This window comes from Streptomyces lycii, assembly GCF_009735685.1.
In the GTDB taxonomy this organism is placed as follows: Bacteria; Actinomycetota; Actinomycetes; order Streptomycetales; family Streptomycetaceae; genus Streptomyces; species Streptomyces lycii.
Window position 1 is genome coordinate 1 of record NZ_WHPN01000059.1, and the last position, 17,298, is coordinate 17,298.

The window sequence follows — 17,298 nt, forward strand, 5'->3', positions numbered from 1 at the left end:
CCTCAGCCGAAGGCCGGGCGCTCCGGGTCCAGCGCCGCGACGCCTTCCACGGGCGAGGACGCCTCCGCGAAGTGGCGGCGCGGGATGCGGCCCGCGCGCCGGGCGAGACGGCCCGCCGCCACCGCGTGCCGCATCGCCTCCGCCATCAGCGCGGGCTCCCTGGCCCGGGTCACGGCCGACGCCAGCATCACCGCGTCGCAGCCCAGCTCCATCGCCAGGGCCGCGTCCGACGCCGTGCCCGCGCCCGCGTCGAGCACCACCGGCACCCCGGCGCGCTCGGTGATCAGCTGGAAGTTGTGCGGGTTGCGGATGCCGAGCCCGGACCCGATCGGGGAGCCCAGCGGCATGATCGCCGCGCACCCCGCGTCCTCCAGCCTGCGGGCGAGCACCGGGTCGTCGTTGGTGTACGGCAGCACCGTGAAGCCGTCGTCGACGAGCGTCTCGGCGGCGTCCAGCAGCTCCACCGGGTCCGGCAGCAGGGTGCGCTCGTCGGCGACGACCTCCAGCTTGACCCAGTCGGTCCCCAGCGCCTCGCGGGCGAGCCGGGCGGTGAGCACCGCCTCGCCCGCGGTGAAACAGCCCGCGGTGTTCGGCAGCACGGCGATGTCCAGCCGCTGGAGCACGGACAGCACGGACCCCTGCACGGTCGGGTCCAGCCGGCGCATCGCCACGGTCGTCAGCTCGGTGCCGGAGGCGACCAGGGAGCGTTCCAGCACGTCCAGGCTCGGCGCGCCGCCGGTGCCCATGATCAGCCGGGAGGAGAACGTCCGGCCGCCGAGCACGAAGGGGTCGGCGGCGGCCGCGGCCGCGGGCGCGCCGGGGCCGGGTGCGGTGGTGGTCATCGGTTCAGCCTCCCTGGACCGCGGTGAGGATTTCGACCCGGTCGCCGTGGCCGAGGGTGGTCGCGGCCCACTCGGCACGCGGCACGACGGCTTCGTTGACGGCGGCGGCGACCCCGGACGGGGCCCGGGTCAGGCCGGCGACGACACCGTCCAGCGTGGTGCCGTCGGGGAACTCACGGGGCTCGCCGTTCACGGACAGGGTCACGGACGGCCCTCCTTTCGCGGGGATCGAGATGATGCGGCCGCGGCGGTCCGTTCGCCGGGGCGCCGCGGAGGCCCCGGCCGGCTTCGTACGGGTCCCGGCCGGTCTCATGCGGACAGCTCCCGCCGCCGGGCCGCCGCCGTTCCCGGCGCGGACGCCGCGGACCCGGCCGTTCCGGGGTCGGCCGCTGCGGAGCCGGCCGTTCCGGGGGCGGACGCCGCGGATCCCGCCGGATCGTTCCGGGCCCCGGGCGGGGCGCCGGCGGAGCCGCCGGCCGGGTCGTTCCCGGAGGCGCCGGAGGGCGCTGCCGCCGGGCGGCCCCCGGACCGCCCCGCCGCCGGGAAGCGCAGCGGTGTGAACGGACGCGCCTCCTCCGGCACCCGGCCCGTGGCCAGGACCTCGGCCATCGCGTCGCCCGTGACCGGGGTGAGCAGCACGCCGTTGCGGTGGTGCCCGGTCGCCAGCAGCAGGCCGGGCAGCGCGGAGGGGCCGAGCAGCGGAGCGTTGTCGGGGGAGCCGGGACGCAGCCCGGCCCGGGTCTCGGTCAGCGGGAGTTCGGTGATGCCGGGCACCAACTCGTGCGCGTCGCGCAGCAGTTCGTACACGCCGCCCGCGGTGACCGTGGTGTCCCAGCCGAGTTCCTCACTGGTGGCGCCGACGACCAGCTCGCCGTTCTCGCGCGGCACCAGGTAGACGTGCCCGCCGCGGACCACGGCCCGTACGGTCCGGGACAGGAACGGCGCGTACCGCGGAGGTACCCGGACGCGCAGCACCTGGCCCTTCACGGGGCGCACCGGCGGCACGGCCTCCTCCGGTACGCCGCCGAGCCGCCCGCTGAGGCTGCCCGCCGCCAGTACGGTGCTGCCCGCCGCGACCTCGGTGCCGTCGGCCAGCACCGCCCCGGTCGCCCGGCCCCGCGCCACCGACAGCCGCTCGGCGCGCAGCCGGTGGAGCACCACCCCGGCGCGCTCACAGGCGCGCAGCAGCGCCGCCGCGAGCCTGCGGGGGTCGCACTGGTGGTCGCCGCGCGCGTGCAGCCCGCCGCGCACGCCGGGCGCCAGCATGGGCTCCAGACGGCGGCACTCGCGCCCGCTCAGCCACTCCGCGTCGAGGCCGTGCGCGAGCTGGAGGGTGTGCAACTCGCGCAGATGCGCCCGGTCGTCCGCGTCGAGCGCGACGGCGAGGGTGCCGCAGGCGCGGTAGCCGATGTCCTGCCCGCTCGCCTCCGTCAGCTCCGCCGCGAAGTCCGGATAGCGGCGCGCCGAGGCGAGGTTGAGGCCGAGCAGCGCCTCCTCGCCGTAGTGCAGCTCGGTGACGGCCGCCAGCATGCCGGCCGCGACCCCGGCGGCACCTCCGGCCGGGTCCGGGTCGGCGACCGCGACGTCCATCCCGCGCTGCGCGGCCCGCCAGGCGGTGACGAGGCCGATGATCCCGCCGCCCACCACCAGGACGTCCGCGGTGTGCCGCGCGCCGCCGGCCGCGCCGGCAGGAGTGTTCCCCGGCGGGTCTCCCGGGGGTGTGTCTTCCGAGGTGTGCATGGGCGTCCAGCCCCTCCCTTCGCCGGCATGACCCGGATCAGGTTCGTACGGTCGGAGGCGGCCCGGCCTCCCTCTCAGCCCGGTCCTCCGGGCTCCCGCGAGTGCTCTGCGCCGCCAGCCTAACGCGCCCGCGGTGAACACCGGCAAGGAGCGTCCCGCGGGCGTCCCGCCGCCGCACCGGGGGCGCCCCCGCACGCGGGCGGTGTGCGCGGAGTCTCGCCCGGCGTCACCGGCAGCGGCACCGGGGCCGTCCTAGAGTGACCGGGTGAGCGTGAGCGAGGACAGCCGGGCACAGCGGAGAGTCGTGATCGTCGGGGCGGGAATGGCCGGGGTGCAGACCGCGGTCGCCCTGCGCGAGGAGGGCTGGCCGGGCACGATCACCCTGCTGGGCGCCGAGCCGCACCGGCCGTACGACCGGCCGCCGTTGTCCAAGGCCGTGCTGCTCGGCGCGGCCGAGGCGCACCCCGGACCGGGGGGACCGGAGAGCCCGGCCACGTTCGACGTCGACTTCGCCGCCCTCGGTGTCGAACTGCTGCTCGGCCGGCATGTCACCGCGCTGCGGCCCGCGGAGCGGCACCTGGTGACCGCCGAGGGCACCGTGCCGTACGACCGGCTGGTCATCGCCACCGGTGCCGAACCCGTCCCGCTGCCCGGCGGGGAGACCGCGCCCGGCGTGCACATGCTGCGCACCCTGGACGACGCGCTGCGGCTGCGTCCCGTCCTGGCCGCCCAGCGGGAGGTCGTGGTGGTCGGGGCGGGCTGGATCGGTGCGGAGTTCGCCACCGCCGCGCGCGAGGCGGGCTGCCCGGTCACCGTCGTCGAGGCCGCCGACCGGCCGCTGGCCGGGGCGCTCCCCGCGGAGGTCGCCGAACGGATGGCCGGCTGGTACGCCGAGAGCGGCGCCCGGCTGCTCACCGGCTCCCGGGTCGCGGCCGTCGAACCCGGGGCCGTCCTGCTGGCGGACGGCTCCCGGATCCGGGCCGGCGCCGTGGTCGTGGGGATCGGCGCCCGCCCCGCCACCGGCTGGCTCGCGGGCTCCGGCGTCGAACTCTGCGAGGGCGGCGCCGTACGGGCCGACGACAGGCTGCGCACCACCGTGCCGGACGTCTACGCGGCCGGGGACTGCGCGTCGTTCCCCTCCGCGCGCTACGGCGAACGGCTGCTGGTGCACCACTGGGACAACGCGCTCCAGGGGCCCGCCGCGGTGGCCGCACACATCGTGCGGGGCGGCGCCGAGGTGCCCCGGTACGACCCGGTGCCCTACTTCTGGTCGGAGCAGTTCGGCCGCTTCGTGCAGTACGCGGGCCACCACGCCGGCGCCGACCGGATGGTGTGGCGCGGCGACCCGGGGAACGCCTCCTGGTCGGTCTGCTGGCTGCGGGAGGGAACGCTCGTCGCGCTGCTCGCCGTCGGCCGCCCGCGGGACCTGGCGCAGGGCCGGAAACTGATCGGCGCCGGTGCGCGGCTGGACCCGGAGCGGGCCGCGGATCCGTCCGTTCCGCTGAAGTCGGCGGCCGCCTGAGCTGCGGAACGGCGGACGACCGGCCGTGCCGAGCTACCGGCTGTCGGTCCCGGATGGCAGTCTGGTGACGTGACCGAGATTGACACGAAGACCGAAGCGCTCGTTTCCGACTGGCTCACCCTTCCCGACATCGCCGAACGGCTCGGCGTCGAAGTGACCCGCGTCCGGCAGCTGGTCAAGGAAGGCCAGCTGATCGCCGTGCGCCGCGGCGAGAACCGTGTGCTCCAGGTGCCGGCCGCCTTCATCTCCGGGGACCGGGTCGTCAAGGGCCTCGCCGGCACCCTGACCCTCCTCAAGGACGACGGGTTCACGGACGAGGAGATGCTGGAGTGGCTCTTCACCCCCGATCCCACCCTGCCCGGCACCCCCGCGCAGGCGCTCAGCGAGAATCGCGGCACGGAGGTGAAGCGCCGGGCCCAGGCGCTCGCCGTCTGACCCGGCAGTTCTGACCCGGCACCGACGGGCCGCCGGAACAGCCGGGCGGACCGCCGGAAAGCCGGCCGGACCGCGAAGAATTTCGGAACGACCACCCGCGGCGCGCGACCCGGCCGCCCCGACAGCCGGGCCGCGCGCCGCCGACCGGGGGACCCGCATGCCCACCGCCGACGCCGCCGCGCGGCTCGCCGACGCCCGGCTCTACCTCTGCACCGACGCCCGCAGGCGCCAGGGCGACCTGCCCGCCTTCCTCGACGCCGCCCTCTCCGGCGGGGTCGACATCGTGCAACTGCGCGACAAGGGCATGGAAGCCCGCGAAGAACTCGAACACCTGGAGGTCTTCGCCGACGCCTGCCGGCGGCACGGCAAGCTGCTCGCCGTCAACGACCGCGCCGACGTCGCGCACGCCGCCGGCGCCGACGTGCTCCACCTGGGCCAGGGCGACCTGCCCGTGCCCGCGGCCCGGGCCGTCATCGGGGACGCCCCGCTGATCGGCCGCTCCACGCACAGCGCGGCGGAGGCGGACGCCGCCGCCGGGGAGCCCGGCGCCGACTACTACTGCACCGGCCCCTGCTGGCCGACCCCCACCAAGCCCGGGCGGCACGCCCCCGGCCTGGACCTGGTCCGGCACGCCGCCTCCCGCGGCGCCGGACGCCCCTGGTTCGCCATCGGCGGCATCGACGCGGGCAATCTCGACCAGGTGCTGGACGCCGGGGCCCGGCGGGTCGTGGTCGTGCGCGCCGTCACCGAGGCCGACGACCCGGGCGCGGCGGCGGCGGGACTGGCCGCCCGGCTGCGTGCACGGCCCCTGTGACGGGCGGCACGCTCCCCGCCGCGGCGGGCGCCGCGCCCCCGGGGCCGCCGCCCGGCGTCCGCGCGGGCCCCGCCGGCGTACCCGTCGGGCTGTCCGAGTGCTGGACACGGTTGGGTGCCCGCGGAACCGCTGGTTAACCTGCCGACATGGCCCTCGGCACCCCTTCCACCCGCACCGACCACGCACACACCGTGCGTGACCTCCTCGCTTCCGGCAAGCAGTCGTACTCCTTCGAGTTCGCCGCGCCGAAGACCGAGAAGGGCGAGCGGACCCTGTGGAAGGCCATCCGCCGGATCGAGGCGGTCGCCCCGACCTTCGTGTCCGTGACCTACGGGGCAGGCGGCTCCTCCCGCGAGGGCACCGTTCGCGCCACGGAGCGCATCGCGACCGACACCACACTCACCCCGGTCGCCCACCTCACCGCGGTCAACCACTCCGTGGCCGAGCTGCGCAACGTCATCGGCCAGTACGCCGACGCGGGCATCCGCAACATGCTCGCGGTGCGCGGCGACCCGCCCGGCGACCCGATGGGCGAGTGGGTACGACATCCGCAGGGGGTCGGCTACGCCGCCGACCTCGTCCGGCTCATCAAGGAGTCGGGCGACTTCTGCGTCGGTGTCGCGGCGTTCCCCGAGATGCACCCGCGCTCCACCGACTGGGAGAGCGACGTACGTCACTTCGTCGACAAGTGCCGGGCCGGCGCGGACTTCGCGATCACCCAGATGTTCTTCTACGCCGACGACTACCTGCGGCTGCGGGACCGCGTCGCGGCGGCGGGCTGCGAGACCCCGATCATCCCCGAGATCATGCCGGTCACCAACGTCCGGCAGATCGAGCGCTTCGCCCAGCTGAGCAACGCCACCTTCCCGCCGGAGCTGGCCGACCGGATCCTCGCGGTCAAAGACGACGCGGCCGCTGTACGCTCCATTGGCATCGAGTACGCCACGGAGCTGTGCGCGCGGTTGATGGCTGAGGGCATCCCCGGGCTGCACTTCATTACCCTGAACCACTCCACGGCAACACTGGAGATCTACGAGAACCTGGGGCTGCACCAGCGGCCCTGACGGCCGGCAGCGGCGGAAGCGGGGCGGCACATGGGCTGGACGGTCCTTTACATCGCATTCGGGGTCGTCGCGCTCTGGCTGCTCGGCGAGGTGCTGCTGCAGTACAAGGCCAGGCTGCGCTGGCGGGTGCTGGCCTTCGCCGGCTTCTCCGGCGTGGTCGTCGGCGTGCTGATGCCCTCGGTCGTGGTGATCGCCGTCGGCGCGATGGCCTTCGCGGTCGGCCAGACGTACGTCACGCTCTCCTTCCGGCGCGGCTTCTCCACCGGCTGGGCGATCGGCGGCAAGCCCGGCGCGAGCCGGCGGCGCAAGGAGGGCACCGCTCCCTCGGCGGAGCCGACGCTGGAGGTCTCCGGGATCGAGGAGTCCGTACCCGGGCAGGGAGGCTACCCGGCAGGCCCGGACGAGCCCGTGCACCGGCTGGAGCCGATGCCCGACGACACCGGGGAGTACGGCGTCTACCGCGGCTCCGGCTACGGCGACCCGCACTTCGGCGACCGCCCCGCCGCGGCGGCCGGGGTGCCCGGCGGCCGGGCCGACACCGGGGGCTTCGCGGGCTACGACGACGGCTACGGCAGCTACGTCCAGCACGACGCGGCCGCCGCGAGCTGGCAGACCGGCTACGACACCGGCGGCTACCCGGGCGGATACGACCAGCAGACCGAGCAGGGCTACGCCCCCTACTCCGACCCGTACATCGGCAGCCAGCAGTACGACCAGGGCTACGCGCCCTACGGCGGCCAGCAGTACGGCGGCCAGCCGTACGGCGCCCCCGACCCCTCCTACCCCGCGGACCCGTACCCGGCGCAGACGTACGGCGCCGACCCGTACGCCGGAGACCCGTACGCCGCGCAGCACCCCGACACCCCGCCCGGCGGCGTCTGGGTCCCGCAGCAGCGCGACCCGGGCTACGGCTATCCGCAGCCGCCCGCCGATCCGCCCGTGCAGCAGCCGTACCCGTACCAGGCACCGCCCGGCTACAGCAGCGACTACGACGAGCAGCAGTACCGCTACTGACGGCGGCGCGGGCGGCCCGGGGACGGGACCGCTGCCGAGGGGGCGGCGGGCGCCGCCGCTGCCGGGGCCGGCCGCCTCGGCACGGGCGGAGGGGCCCGGTGCCACGCGGCAGGCACGGAAGCCGGGACGCCGCGCCGACTCGGGGGCCCGCGGGGTCGTCCCGAGCGGCCTCGGTCATTGCGAGCCGCGCGCGCCGGGGTGCTGCGGGCGGCGCGGGTCGTTCCGGGGCGCGGCGGTTGTGCCGGGGTGCGCCGGTCGGTCCGGGCCGCGCTGGGTCACTGCCGGCCGTGCTGGTCATTCCGGGCTGTGCCGGGTGGCTGTGGGCGGCGCGGGTTCTTCCGGGCCGCGGCGGCGGGCCGCGCGGGATCACTGCGGGCCGTGTCGGTCATTCCGGGCCGTGTCGGGTTGCTGTGGGCGGCGCGGGTCGTTCCGGGGCGCGGCGGTTGTGCCGGGGTGCGCGGGTCGTTCCGGGGCGCGGCGGTTGTGCCGGGGTGCGCCGGTCGGTCCGGGCCGCGCCGGATGACTGCGGACCGCGCCCGTCCTTCCTGGCCGCGCCCGGGCGTCGTGCCCGCCGCGTTCCGAGCGGGTCATTCCGAGCCGCGCCAGTCGTCGCCGTGCGTGATCAGCCCGGCGGCCAGTGCCCCGGACATCCCGGCGTGCGCGAGCCCGCCGCCCGGATGCGCCGATCCGCCCGCCAGATACAGCCCCGCCGGAGCCGCGCGGTTGTCCGCCCGCAGAAACGCGCCCCCCGCGCCCGCGAGCGCCGGTCCCGGCACACAGCCGCCGGGCGCCCCCGTCTCCCGCTCCACGTCGGCGGGCGTCCGCAGCTCGCGCCACAGCACCCGCTCGGCGAGGCCCGGTTCCGCCCGTTCGGCGGCGGCCAGCACGACGTCCGCGAACCGCTCCGCCCGGCCCTCCGCCGTCCAGTCGACCCCGTGCCCCGGCGACGCGTGCCCCGGCGACCCCACGCCGGCCGGGGCGTGCGCGGGCACGGTCACCGACAGCACGGCCGTCTCGTGCCCGTCGTCGGGGCGCAGCGCCGGGTCGTCCGGTCGCAGCACGGTGACCGTGACGGCACCGGCCCCGCCCCGGCGGCCGGTGTCCCCGTCCAGCCCGGCCAGCTCCGCGGCGCGGTCGGCCGCGTGCGCCACCGTGCGGTGCGCGGTGCCCTCCGGGCGCGGGCCGCGCAGCGCCAGCAGCACGGTGAAGCGGGAGTGCCCGGGGTGCTCCGGCAGCGCCGCCGCGTGTTCCGGCGGCAGCAGTTCCCCGTACAGCCGCCGGGCGTCGATCCCGGACAGCACGACATCGGCGTCGGCCGTCCCGCCGCCCGCCAACGTGAGACCGGCCGCCCGCCCGCCGTCGAGCGCCACCCCGGTCACCTCGGAACCGAACACGAACTCCACCCCGCGGGCCCGGCAGCGTTCGTACAGGGCCTCCGCCAGCGCCCGCATGCCGCCCCGCACGTACCAGCTGCCGAAGGTCTGCTCCAGATACGGCAGCACGGCCGCGCCCGCCGGCACGGCACGGGGATCGAAGCCGTGACCGAGGGCGTAGCTCTCCAGCAGGGCGGCGGCCCGCGGATCCCGCAGCTCGCGCCGGGCCAGCTCCGCCAGCGTCCGCGGGCGCCGTCCGCGCGGCAGCGGCCAACGGCGGCCCGGAGCCGCCGGGTACGGATCGCGGCCCAGCGCCCTCCGCTCGCCGGCGCCCGGCCGCAGCGGTTCCTCCAGCAGCGGCCGCCGGGTCGCGTCCCAGGCCTTCCGGGCGCGTCCCAGCAGATCGCTCCAGCGCGCCCCGGTGCCCGCGCCGAGCGCCTCGTCCAGGGCGCGTACGACGCCGGCCCGGGAGGCGTTGGGCAGCGAGAGCGCGGTGCCGTCGGTGAAGACGTGCCGGCTCGCCGGGTCCACCTGGGTCAGCTCGACGCAGCGCTCCAGCGGCTCCTTGCCGGTCTTCACGAACAGGTCGCGGTACACGGCGGGCAGATGCAGCAGGCCCGGCCCGGTGTCGAAGGCGAAGCCGTCCCGTTCGAACCGGCGGACGGCCCCGCCGTACGTCTCCGTGCGCTCGTGCACCGTCACCCGGTGCCCGGCCACGGCCAGCCGGGCGGCGGCCGCCATCGCGCCCGCTCCTGCCCCGATCACCGCAATTCTCGCCATGGCCGAGACCCTATCCGCGTTCCGGAACGGCCCCGCCGGGGCCTCCGGCCCGGGCCGCAGTCCCGTGCCGCGGGCCTCCGCCGGTCCCGCCGGGCCGCCGGGACTGGGTATCCGCGCCCGGCGACGGCGACCCAGCGGCTGAGTACGCGCACCCAGCGCGCGGTTGAGTATCCGCGCGGATGGGCCGGGGGCCCGCGGGGCGGAAGAGTGGGGGTCACGGAAGAGGGGCCGAGCGGCACCGCCGACACGGGGCGGCGGAACGGCCGGCACCTCTGAAGCCCGGAGGGAGCACCACGGGGGAGCTTCACCGGGGAGACCCGGGGGAGTCCCCGGGGGGAAGCTCCCGCCGGGAGCACGGGGACGGGGGACGGGGGAACGCCGGTCCGGTTCGGCGCGACGGGGGATCGCGCCGGACCGGGCCGGCACACGTGCGTCCGGGGCGGCACACGTGCGTCCGGGGCGGCCAGATGCGTCCGCCAGGTGGGTCCGGCCGCATACCTCCGGGGCCGCGTGCGTCCGGGAACCGCCCGGGTGCGAGTCCGAGCCCGGTGTCCCGCGCGCGACCGCCGCCCGGTCTCGTGTGACGGGCCACGCCCGTCGCGCGGACCGTGTCCCTCCGGCCGACCCCGGACTGGTCCCGCGGCTCGGGCTCCCGCCGCTCGGACCCCCGCGGCTCGGGATCCCGTCGCTCGGGCTCCCGCGGCTCGGGCTCGTGCCGCTCAGCCCCCACCGCCCGGGCTCGTTCCGTTTCCCGGGCCCGGCCCCATCCCCGGCCCCCGGCGCCCGGGCTCGCCGTTCAACCCCTTGCCGCCCGGCCCCCGCCGCTCGGGCGGCCCGCCGTTCAGGCCCCTCCCGCGACCCGTCCCTGGAGCAGCCGGGACAGCGCGGCGTGCACGTCGTCCAGGGACCGTTCCGGCTGGAAGGCCTGCCAGTCCAGGGCCGCGACGAGCACCATGCCGACCAGGGCCGCCGCCGTGAGCGGCACGTCGATCTCCTCGCTCAGCTCACCGGCCGCCACGCCCTCGCGGAGCACCGTCTCCACCACCGCGACCGCCTGCTGCCGCACCACCAGCAGCGTCGACTGCCAGGTGCGGTTGGTGCGCCAGAGTTCGGCCACGTACAGCTGGCTGAAGGCCGGATAGCGGTCGATGAACACCAGCCCGGCCCGGATCATGGCGTCGAGCGCGTCCACCCGGCTGCCGCCGCGCTCCGCCGTCTCGTCCGCCGCCTGCTGCAACGAGGCCGTCAGCAGCCCGACGCCGTGCCGCAGCAACTCCTCGAACAGCTCGTTCTTGCTGGCGAAGTTGTAGTAGACGGTGCCCTTCGCCACCCCGGCACGCTCGGCGATCTCCTCGACGGAGGTGGCCGAGAAGCCCTTCTCGGCGATGAGCGTGACGGCGGCGTCGTAGAGCTTGCTGCGGGTGGCCCGGCGGCGGGTGCTGCTGTCCATGGCGCCGATTCTGCCCGGTGCGGGACGGTGCCGGGTGACGGGGCTCACAGGCTCAGCTCCGGATGCAGCCGGGCGGGCGTCCACACCTGCTGCCGCCGGGCGGACCAGGCGGTCAGCGCCAGTGCGCCCAGGGTGTGGGCGGTGAGGACCGCGCAGCCCTGCCAGACCGGCCCGAGTCCGCCTCCGGTGACCAGCCGGCGCAGCCCTTCGACCACGTGGGTCATCGGCAGGAACGGATGCACGGCGTTGAAGAACCCGGGGCTGGTCTCCACCGGATAGGTGCCGCCGGCCGAGGTCAGCTGGAGCATCAGCAGCGCCAGCACCAGGATGCGGCCGGCCGGGCCGAAGCGGGCGTTCAGCCACTGCACGAGCGCCGCGAAGCACGCCGTGACCAGCAGCAGGAAGCCGGCCGTCCCGGCCGCCCGGACCGGCCGCAGCCCGAGTCCCCAGTGCAGCACGGACAGCAGCGCGGCGGTCTGGAGCACCCCGAGCGCCGCGACCGGCAGCCAGCCGGCCAGCGCGACGCGCCAGGACGACGCCCCCGCCGCCAGCGCCCGCCGGTTCAGCGGCCGGATCAGCATGTACGCGACCATGGCCCCGACCCACAGGGACAGCGGGACGAAGTACGGCGCGAAGCCCGTGCCGTAGTTCGGCGCCCGGTGCAGCGACTCGGCCGCGAGCCGCACGGGGTCGGCCATCACCTCCGTACGGGCGTCCCGGTCCCGCTCGTCGTAGTCCGGGATCTTCCGGGCGCCGTCGTGCAGCCCCCCGGCCAGCTCACCGGATCCGTCCACCAGCTCGACCAGGCCGCCGTCGAGGCCGTTCGCGCCGGTGGAGAGGGTGCGCACCCCGGTGTCGAGTCCGGTGGCCCCGTCCTTCGCGGTCGTCAGCCCGGTGTGCATGGCGTCCGCGCCGGCGGCCACCTTCTTCGCGCCCTCGTCCAGCTTGTCGATCTTCTTGACCGCGGCGTCCACGTCCTTCCAGAGACCGGGAGCCTTCCGCTCCAGCTTCCGCGCCCAGGTCTGCACGGTGCCGAGTTCGCGGTCGAGCCGGTCCAGCTCGCCGTCCTCGTTCCGTACGAGGGCCCGGACGTTCTCCGCGGCACCGGCCGCCGTCCCGGCCGCCTCGGCGGCCTTCGCGAGCCGCGGGCAGGCGGCGTCCGGAGTGAGCGTGCCCTCGCAGCGCTCCTCGTGGTCGGCCGCGAGGAAGTCCTCGGCCTCCCGGGAGTCCTCCGCGAGCCGGTCCGCCGTGGTGGGGGAGGGGAGGTCGGCCAGACGCTCGCGGACGGTTCCCGCCGTGTCGGCGACCACCCCGGAGACCCGGCCGATCTCGTCGCCGTTCTCCTTGAGGAACGGCACCACCCCGGCTGCCTTCGCCGCCTTGTCCGCCAGCTCCCCGGTGCCGTCCGCCACCCGGCCGGCGCCCTTCTCCAGGTCGTCCGCGCGGCTGTCGAGCGTGCGCAGGCCCTTCTTCAGCTTGCCGCTGCCCTTCTTGGCCTCGGTCAGCCCCTCGGCCAGGTCACCGGCGCCCCTGTGGGCCTTCCCGATGCCCTCGTCCAGGTCGTCGGCGCCCTTCGCCGCCTTCTCCGTGGCCCCGTGGATGTCGGAGAACGAGACGAAGATCCTGTCGAGGAAGGAACGGGCCGTGTCCGCCGAGGCCGACGCGCGCACCTCGGAGAAGACGGTCCGGGAGATCTGGCCGACGACGTAGTTGTTGGCGTCGTTGGTGCGCACGCGCAGCGCCGCTGTCCCGGGCGTGCCCCCGCTGTCGCCGGAGCTGGACGCGACGCGTTCGCTGAAGTCGGCCGGGACGGTCAGCGACAGGTAGTAGCGGCCGTTCTCGACACCGTCGCGCGCCTCGGCGGCGCCGACCTCGTGCCAGTCGAAGACACCGCTGTCGCGCAGGCCCTCGGCGATGGTGTCGCCCGCCGTGATCCGCTCCCCGTCGGCGGTGGCGCCCCGGTCGGCGTTCACCAGGGCGACCGGGAGCTTGTCGAGACGGCCGTACGGGTCCCAGAAGGACCACAGGTAGAGCGCGCCGTAGAGCAGCGGGAGCAGCAGCAGGGCGGCGAGCGCCGCCCGGGGCAGCCGGCCCCTGCCGAACCGCTTCAGCTCAAGCGCGGCGAGTTTCGGCGAACGCACCGGAGGCCGCCCCCTTTCCGGTTCCGTTCGCTTCGTGCCGTGCGGTGCCGGGTGCCGGGTCCGGACGGTGTGGCGGGTCCGGACGGTCCGTGGGGTCGGCCGGGTCCGCCGGGTCGGTTCGGTCCGCGAGGCCGGTTCCGTTCGCGGGGTCGGTTCGGTCCGCGGGGCTTGCCCGGTCTGCTCGTCCGGTTCGGTCAGCGGGGTAGGTTCTGTCCGCGGGGCTCGTCCCGTCTGCTCGTCGGGATTGTTCCGGGCTGCCTGCGCTGCCTGTGCGGTCCGCCCGGTCGGTGTGCCGCGTGCCCTCCGGTTTCCCGGCCTGCTCGTCCGGCTTTCCGGTCTGCGCGCGTGGTCCGACGGCCTGCTCGTCAGGCTTTCCGGCCCGCCCGCGCGGTCCCGCGGCCCGCTCGTCCGGCTCTCCCGTCCGCTCCGGTCGCGTACGGTCCCCGGCGCCGGTCCGCACCCGGACGGCGTCCTCCGGCGCCTCGCCGCACACCGCCAGCACCGTCGTGCCCGCGGCGGCGACGCCGCGCAGCATCGCCCAGGCATCCGTGCGCTCCGCCGCGGACAGCTTGAGGTCGGCGTCGTCGACGGCCAGCAGCCGGGGCCGGGAGACCAGCGCCAGCGCCACCGACAGCCGCAGCGACTCCAGCCGGTCCAGATCCCGTACGGCCGTCCGCGCGCCCTTCGGCAGCGTGTCCGGGTCGAGTCCCGCCGTCCGCAGGGCCGTGCCGGTGCGCTCGCGGATGTCAGCCGCGCGTTCGGCCCGGGGGCGCAGCAGCGCGAACGGTGAGCCGCCGAAGCGGCGCTGGAGCAGGGCGCGCTCCCGCAGATGCTCCGCGACCGTCAGCGACGGCTCCAGCTCGGACACTCCGGGAACGGGCCCCAGTGCGCTCAGCCGGCGCACGGCGGCCATCCGGCCCGCCCGCCGCGATCCGGCCCGCCCCGAGCCCGCGAGCCGCAGCCCCGCGATCTCGGCGTGTCCGGCATGCGCCCGCATCCGGCCGGTGAGCGCCAGCAGCAGGCAGGTGCGGCCGGAGCCGGAGGGGCCCTCGACGGCCACGAGCGCGCCGGGCTCCGCCTCGAACGTGATGTCCCGTACGGCCCAGCCGCGCGGACCGCGGACACCGAAACCGGTGGCCGACACCGCCGCGCCGGCGGGGGAGGAGCTGTCCATTCCCGGCTCTCCTTCCGTTCCTCTCGCAGAATTTGAACTGACCAGTCAGTACAAAAGTATGCCGCTCAAGCGCCGGGAGGCTCGTGCCGGGTTCCGGAAAGCCGCTTCCGCCGGGTCGGTGACATCCCCGGCATGGGTGAAAAACCGCAGGTCGCGGCGATTGTCAGTGGTGTGCCCCACGATGTGGTCATACGGCCCAGAGGCCGTCCGCGACGACAGGAGGTTCGTCATGGCGACCATGTCCGCCGCAGCGCGCCGACGCCGCAGCGCCGGCCCTGCACCTGCGACCACCAGCCCCGCGAGCGATGTCCACCCCGTGGTGCGCCGGACCGGGGCACCGCCCGAGGCGCTGGGCCTGCTGGCCCAGGCCCGCAGCGGGCTGGAGGAGGCCGCGGAGCTCCCGACTCCGAACGAGCGCTTCGCCACCGCCCATCTCGCCGCCCTGCGTACCGCCGCCGCGGTGCTCGCGGTCCGCGGCAGGCCCGAGCCCACCCCGCGCCGCAGGCGTCAGATCCGCAGCGCCTGGGAGGTGCTGCCGGAGGTGGCTCCGGAGCTGACCGAATGGAGTGCCCTCTTCGCCGCCGGCGCGAGCCGCAGGGCCCGCGCGGAGGCCGGCATAGCCGACGCGGCGAGCAGCCGCGACGCCGACGACCTGATCCGTGACGCCGGGATGTTCCTGCGGATCGTCGAGCGGCTGCTGGCGCTCCAGCCGGTGCTTCCGCAGCCGCGCGGAGAGGGGTCCGGGGCGGGGGCCGAGCCCGACGCGGGCTGACCGGGCGAGGCAATAGGGTGGGGACGTCCGCAGTGCCGACCGACCCGTTCCCCACCCGCCGCCCCGCGGCGGTCCCGCGCCGAGGAGCCACCCGCTGTGTCCGACCCGATGCGCCCCCGCGCCTCTCTCCGTACCGCCGTGGTCTGGGACGTGCTCCGAGAGGCCCTGGACCGCCGGACGAAAGCCGCGGCCCGGGACGGGCGCGAAGCCCTGGACGTCCTCGACACCGGAGGCGGCACCGGCAATTTCGCGGTGCCCGTCGCCCGGCTCGGCCATCACGTCACGGTCGTCGACCCCAGCCCCAACGCCCTCTTCGCCCTGGAGCGGCGCGCCGCCGAGGCCGGGGTGGCCGACCGGGTGCGCGGCGTCCAGGGCGACGCGCACGGCCTGTTCGAGGTCGCGGAGCGCGGAGGGTACGACGCGGTCCTGTGCCACGGCGTCCTGGAGTATGTCGACGACCCCGCGGAGGGCGTGCGCAACGCGGTCGCGGCGCTCCGCCCGTCCGGCACCCTCAGCCTGCTCGCCGCCGGGCTCGGCGGCGCCGTGCTGGCGCGGGCGCTGGCCGGGCACTTCGACGAGGCCCGGCAGGCCCTCGGCGACCCGGACGGCCGCTGGGGCGAGGGGGACCCGGTGCCCCGCCGGTTCAGCGCCGAGCAGCTGACCGGGCTGGTCGAGGCGGCCGGTCTCGGCATCGGGGCGGTGCACGGGGTCCGGGTGTTCGCGGACCTCGTTCCCGGCGCCCTCGTGGACACCGAGCCGGGGGCCGTGGACGCCCTGCTCCGGCTGGAGGCGGCCGTGGCGGAGTTCCCGGCCTTCCGGTCGGTGGCCAGCCAACTGCACGTCCTGGCCGAACGCGACTCCGGCTGAACGGGGCGGGAACACCCTCCGGAGTCGCCCGGCACACCCTTCGCACATGCCGTGGGCCACAGCCTCACCCGATCAGCGGCATTGCCCCGTATGATCGAGGGAACACGGTCCGGCATGAAGGACGGGCGTCAGGGGAACACATGCCCTGCGACCTGACCCGATGTGGCGGTCCGCAAATGGGAATTGGCGCAGAGGGGCGGGTTTCACGGGGGCGAATCCCTGCCTATCCTTGAAAGGGTCGCACCCCGGTCGCCCCCCGCGACCGACGAGTAGGAGGACTCCGTGCCGCTCTCGGAGCACGAGCAGCGAATGCTCGAGCAGATGGAGCGAGCGCTGTACGCCGAAGATCCCAAGTTCGCGACAGCGCTTGAGGGAAGCGGGCTGCGGACGTACACCCGGCGCCGGGTGTACCAAGCGGTCGCGGGCTTTCTGGTGGGTATCGCGCTCCTCATGGCCGGAATGGTCGCCCAGCAGATCTGGATCAGCGTGGTGGGATTCCTCGTCATGCTGGGGTGCGCCGTGCTCGCCGTCACCGGTTGGCGCAAGGCGCCCAAGCCGGGTGAACAGCAGGCGGGTGATACCGGCGCCGGCGGCCCGGCGAGCCGTCGGCAGGCCAAGCAGCGCCGGTCCATGATGAACCGCATCGAAGAGCGCTGGCAGCGGCGCCGTGACGAACAGGGCCACTGAGCTTCGACGGCAGCCGAGCCGCAGCTGAGCGCGGCAGCGAGCCTTCCCGCGACAGCGAGTTCTCACGCGACGACGAGCCTTCGACAGAGTCTTCAGGATTCCCGTCTTCAAGATTCCCAGGAGAGGTGACCGCCGGACGGCGGTCACCTCTCATCCGTTTTCCCGGGGCCTTCCCCCTCACCCGCCACCACCGGCCACCCCCGGCCGTTCCCGGCCCGCCCCGGAGCTTGGGCGACGGCGGTCGCGGCTCCGTGTCCCGGCGGCTCCGGCCGACGGACGGCAGAGTGGCCGACGGCGGCCGGTGGCACGGCCGGGCGGCACGCGACCGGGGCGGCACGGCCGGGATGGCGACCGGCAACCGGCCCCGTCCCCGTACCGCCCCTGGCCCCTGGCCCCTGGCCCCGGTCCACCCGGTCCACTCGGTCCGCCAGGTCCGCCAGGTCCGCCAGGTCCGCCAGGTCCGCCAGGTCCGTCAAGCCCGCCCGGTCCGCCCGGCCCGTCTGAGGCCCCGGCTCCGCCCGGACCTCGGTCCGCAGCACATCCCGGTCCGCCCGGGTTCGTCCGGACCCCGGTGCGCGCGCGGCTCCTGCCGGTCCCGCTCAGCCGCGTTCGCGGCCGGGCCG

At 76.0% G+C, this 17,298-nt stretch carries 14 protein-coding genes, 1 pseudogene and 1 riboswitch; of the genes and pseudogenes, 8 read left to right on the top strand and 7 right to left on the bottom strand.

Annotated elements, in window-relative coordinates; all coding sequences use genetic code 11:
- Positions 1–2: 2 nt before the first annotated feature.
- From GCU69_RS03035 to thiO, 3 genes and pseudogenes are all read right to left on the bottom strand, one after another.
- Positions 3–842, bottom strand: a complete 840-nt coding sequence (locus GCU69_RS03035; RefSeq protein ID WP_156205059.1) for a thiazole synthase — start codon at positions 840–842, stop codon at positions 3–5.
- Between the two features lie 4 nt (positions 843–846).
- On the bottom strand, positions 847–1,047 hold the full coding sequence (gene thiS, locus GCU69_RS03040) for a sulfur carrier protein ThiS (protein WP_098751493.1): 201 nt from the start codon (positions 1,045–1,047) through the stop codon (positions 847–849).
- A gap of 329 nt (positions 1,048–1,376) precedes the next feature.
- Positions 1,377–2,582: pseudogene (thiO, locus tag GCU69_RS03045) on the bottom strand (glycine oxidase ThiO); the annotation flags it as partial.
- Positions 2,580–2,691, bottom strand: a riboswitch (TPP riboswitch). Its footprint overlaps the pseudogene before it by 3 nt.
- A 162-nt stretch (positions 2,692–2,853) precedes the next feature.
- Here thiO and GCU69_RS03050 point away from each other — a divergent pair.
- The 5 genes from GCU69_RS03050 to GCU69_RS03070 all read left to right on the top strand — a co-directional run bounded on the left by GCU69_RS03050 (position 2,854) and on the right by GCU69_RS03070 (position 7,431).
- Entirely contained in the window at positions 2,854–4,104 is a 1,251-nt protein-coding gene (locus tag GCU69_RS03050) for an NAD(P)/FAD-dependent oxidoreductase (protein WP_156205064.1), read from the top strand.
- A gap of 69 nt (positions 4,105–4,173) precedes the next feature.
- Complete coding sequence (locus GCU69_RS03055; protein ID WP_098751491.1) at positions 4,174–4,539, top strand: Rv2175c family DNA-binding protein; 366 nt, start codon at positions 4,174–4,176, stop codon at positions 4,537–4,539.
- A 157-nt stretch (positions 4,540–4,696) separates the two neighbouring features.
- Positions 4,697–5,353 (top strand): thiamine phosphate synthase, encoded by a 657-nt coding sequence (gene thiE / locus GCU69_RS03060; protein WP_098751490.1) that lies wholly within the window; start codon positions 4,697–4,699, stop codon positions 5,351–5,353.
- 146 nt (positions 5,354–5,499) lie between these two features.
- The gene (metF, locus tag GCU69_RS03065; RefSeq protein WP_156205060.1) at positions 5,500–6,417 is read left to right on the top strand and encodes a methylenetetrahydrofolate reductase [NAD(P)H]; all 918 of its coding nucleotides are present in this window, start codon (positions 5,500–5,502) and stop codon (positions 6,415–6,417) included.
- Between the two features lie 30 nt (positions 6,418–6,447).
- Entirely contained in the window at positions 6,448–7,431 is a 984-nt protein-coding gene (locus GCU69_RS03070; protein WP_156205061.1) for an SCO2102 family sporulation regulator, read from the top strand.
- A gap of 587 nt (positions 7,432–8,018) precedes the next feature.
- Here the strand turns inward: GCU69_RS03070 and GCU69_RS03075 are convergent.
- From GCU69_RS03075 to GCU69_RS32455, 4 genes are all read right to left on the bottom strand, one after another.
- The gene (locus GCU69_RS03075) at positions 8,019–9,584 is read right to left on the bottom strand and encodes a phytoene desaturase family protein (RefSeq protein WP_156205062.1); all 1,566 of its coding nucleotides are present in this window, start codon (positions 9,582–9,584) and stop codon (positions 8,019–8,021) included.
- An 841-nt stretch (positions 9,585–10,425) separates the two neighbouring features.
- Positions 10,426–11,034, bottom strand: a complete 609-nt coding sequence (locus GCU69_RS03080; RefSeq protein ID WP_098751486.1) for a TetR/AcrR family transcriptional regulator — start codon at positions 11,032–11,034, stop codon at positions 10,426–10,428.
- 44 nt (positions 11,035–11,078) lie between these two features.
- A complete protein-coding gene (locus GCU69_RS03085) occupies positions 11,079–13,175 on the bottom strand; it encodes a YhgE/Pip domain-containing protein (protein ID WP_156205063.1) in 2,097 nt (698 codons plus the stop codon).
- Positions 13,147–14,349: an ATP-binding cassette domain-containing protein gene (locus GCU69_RS32455; RefSeq protein WP_170315766.1), complete on the bottom strand. Its 1,203-nt coding sequence runs from the start codon at positions 14,347–14,349 to the stop codon at positions 13,147–13,149. Before GCU69_RS32455 ends, GCU69_RS03085 begins: the two co-directional genes overlap by 29 nt.
- A gap of 229 nt (positions 14,350–14,578) precedes the next feature.
- On the opposite strand from GCU69_RS32455, the gene GCU69_RS03095 reads away from it, so the two are divergent.
- The 3 genes from GCU69_RS03095 to GCU69_RS03105 all read left to right on the top strand — a co-directional run bounded on the left by GCU69_RS03095 (position 14,579) and on the right by GCU69_RS03105 (position 16,675).
- Positions 14,579–15,121, top strand: coding sequence for an SAV_6107 family HEPN domain-containing protein (locus GCU69_RS03095; protein ID WP_098751484.1), 543 nt, complete (start codon positions 14,579–14,581; stop codon positions 15,119–15,121).
- Positions 15,122–15,217: 96 nt separating this feature from the next.
- The gene (locus GCU69_RS03100; protein WP_098751483.1) at positions 15,218–15,988 is read left to right on the top strand and encodes a methyltransferase; all 771 of its coding nucleotides are present in this window, start codon (positions 15,218–15,220) and stop codon (positions 15,986–15,988) included.
- 282 nt (positions 15,989–16,270) lie between these two features.
- Positions 16,271–16,675, top strand: a complete 405-nt coding sequence (locus GCU69_RS03105; protein WP_098751482.1) for a DUF3040 domain-containing protein — start codon at positions 16,271–16,273, stop codon at positions 16,673–16,675.
- Positions 16,676–17,298: the final 623 nt, after the last annotated feature.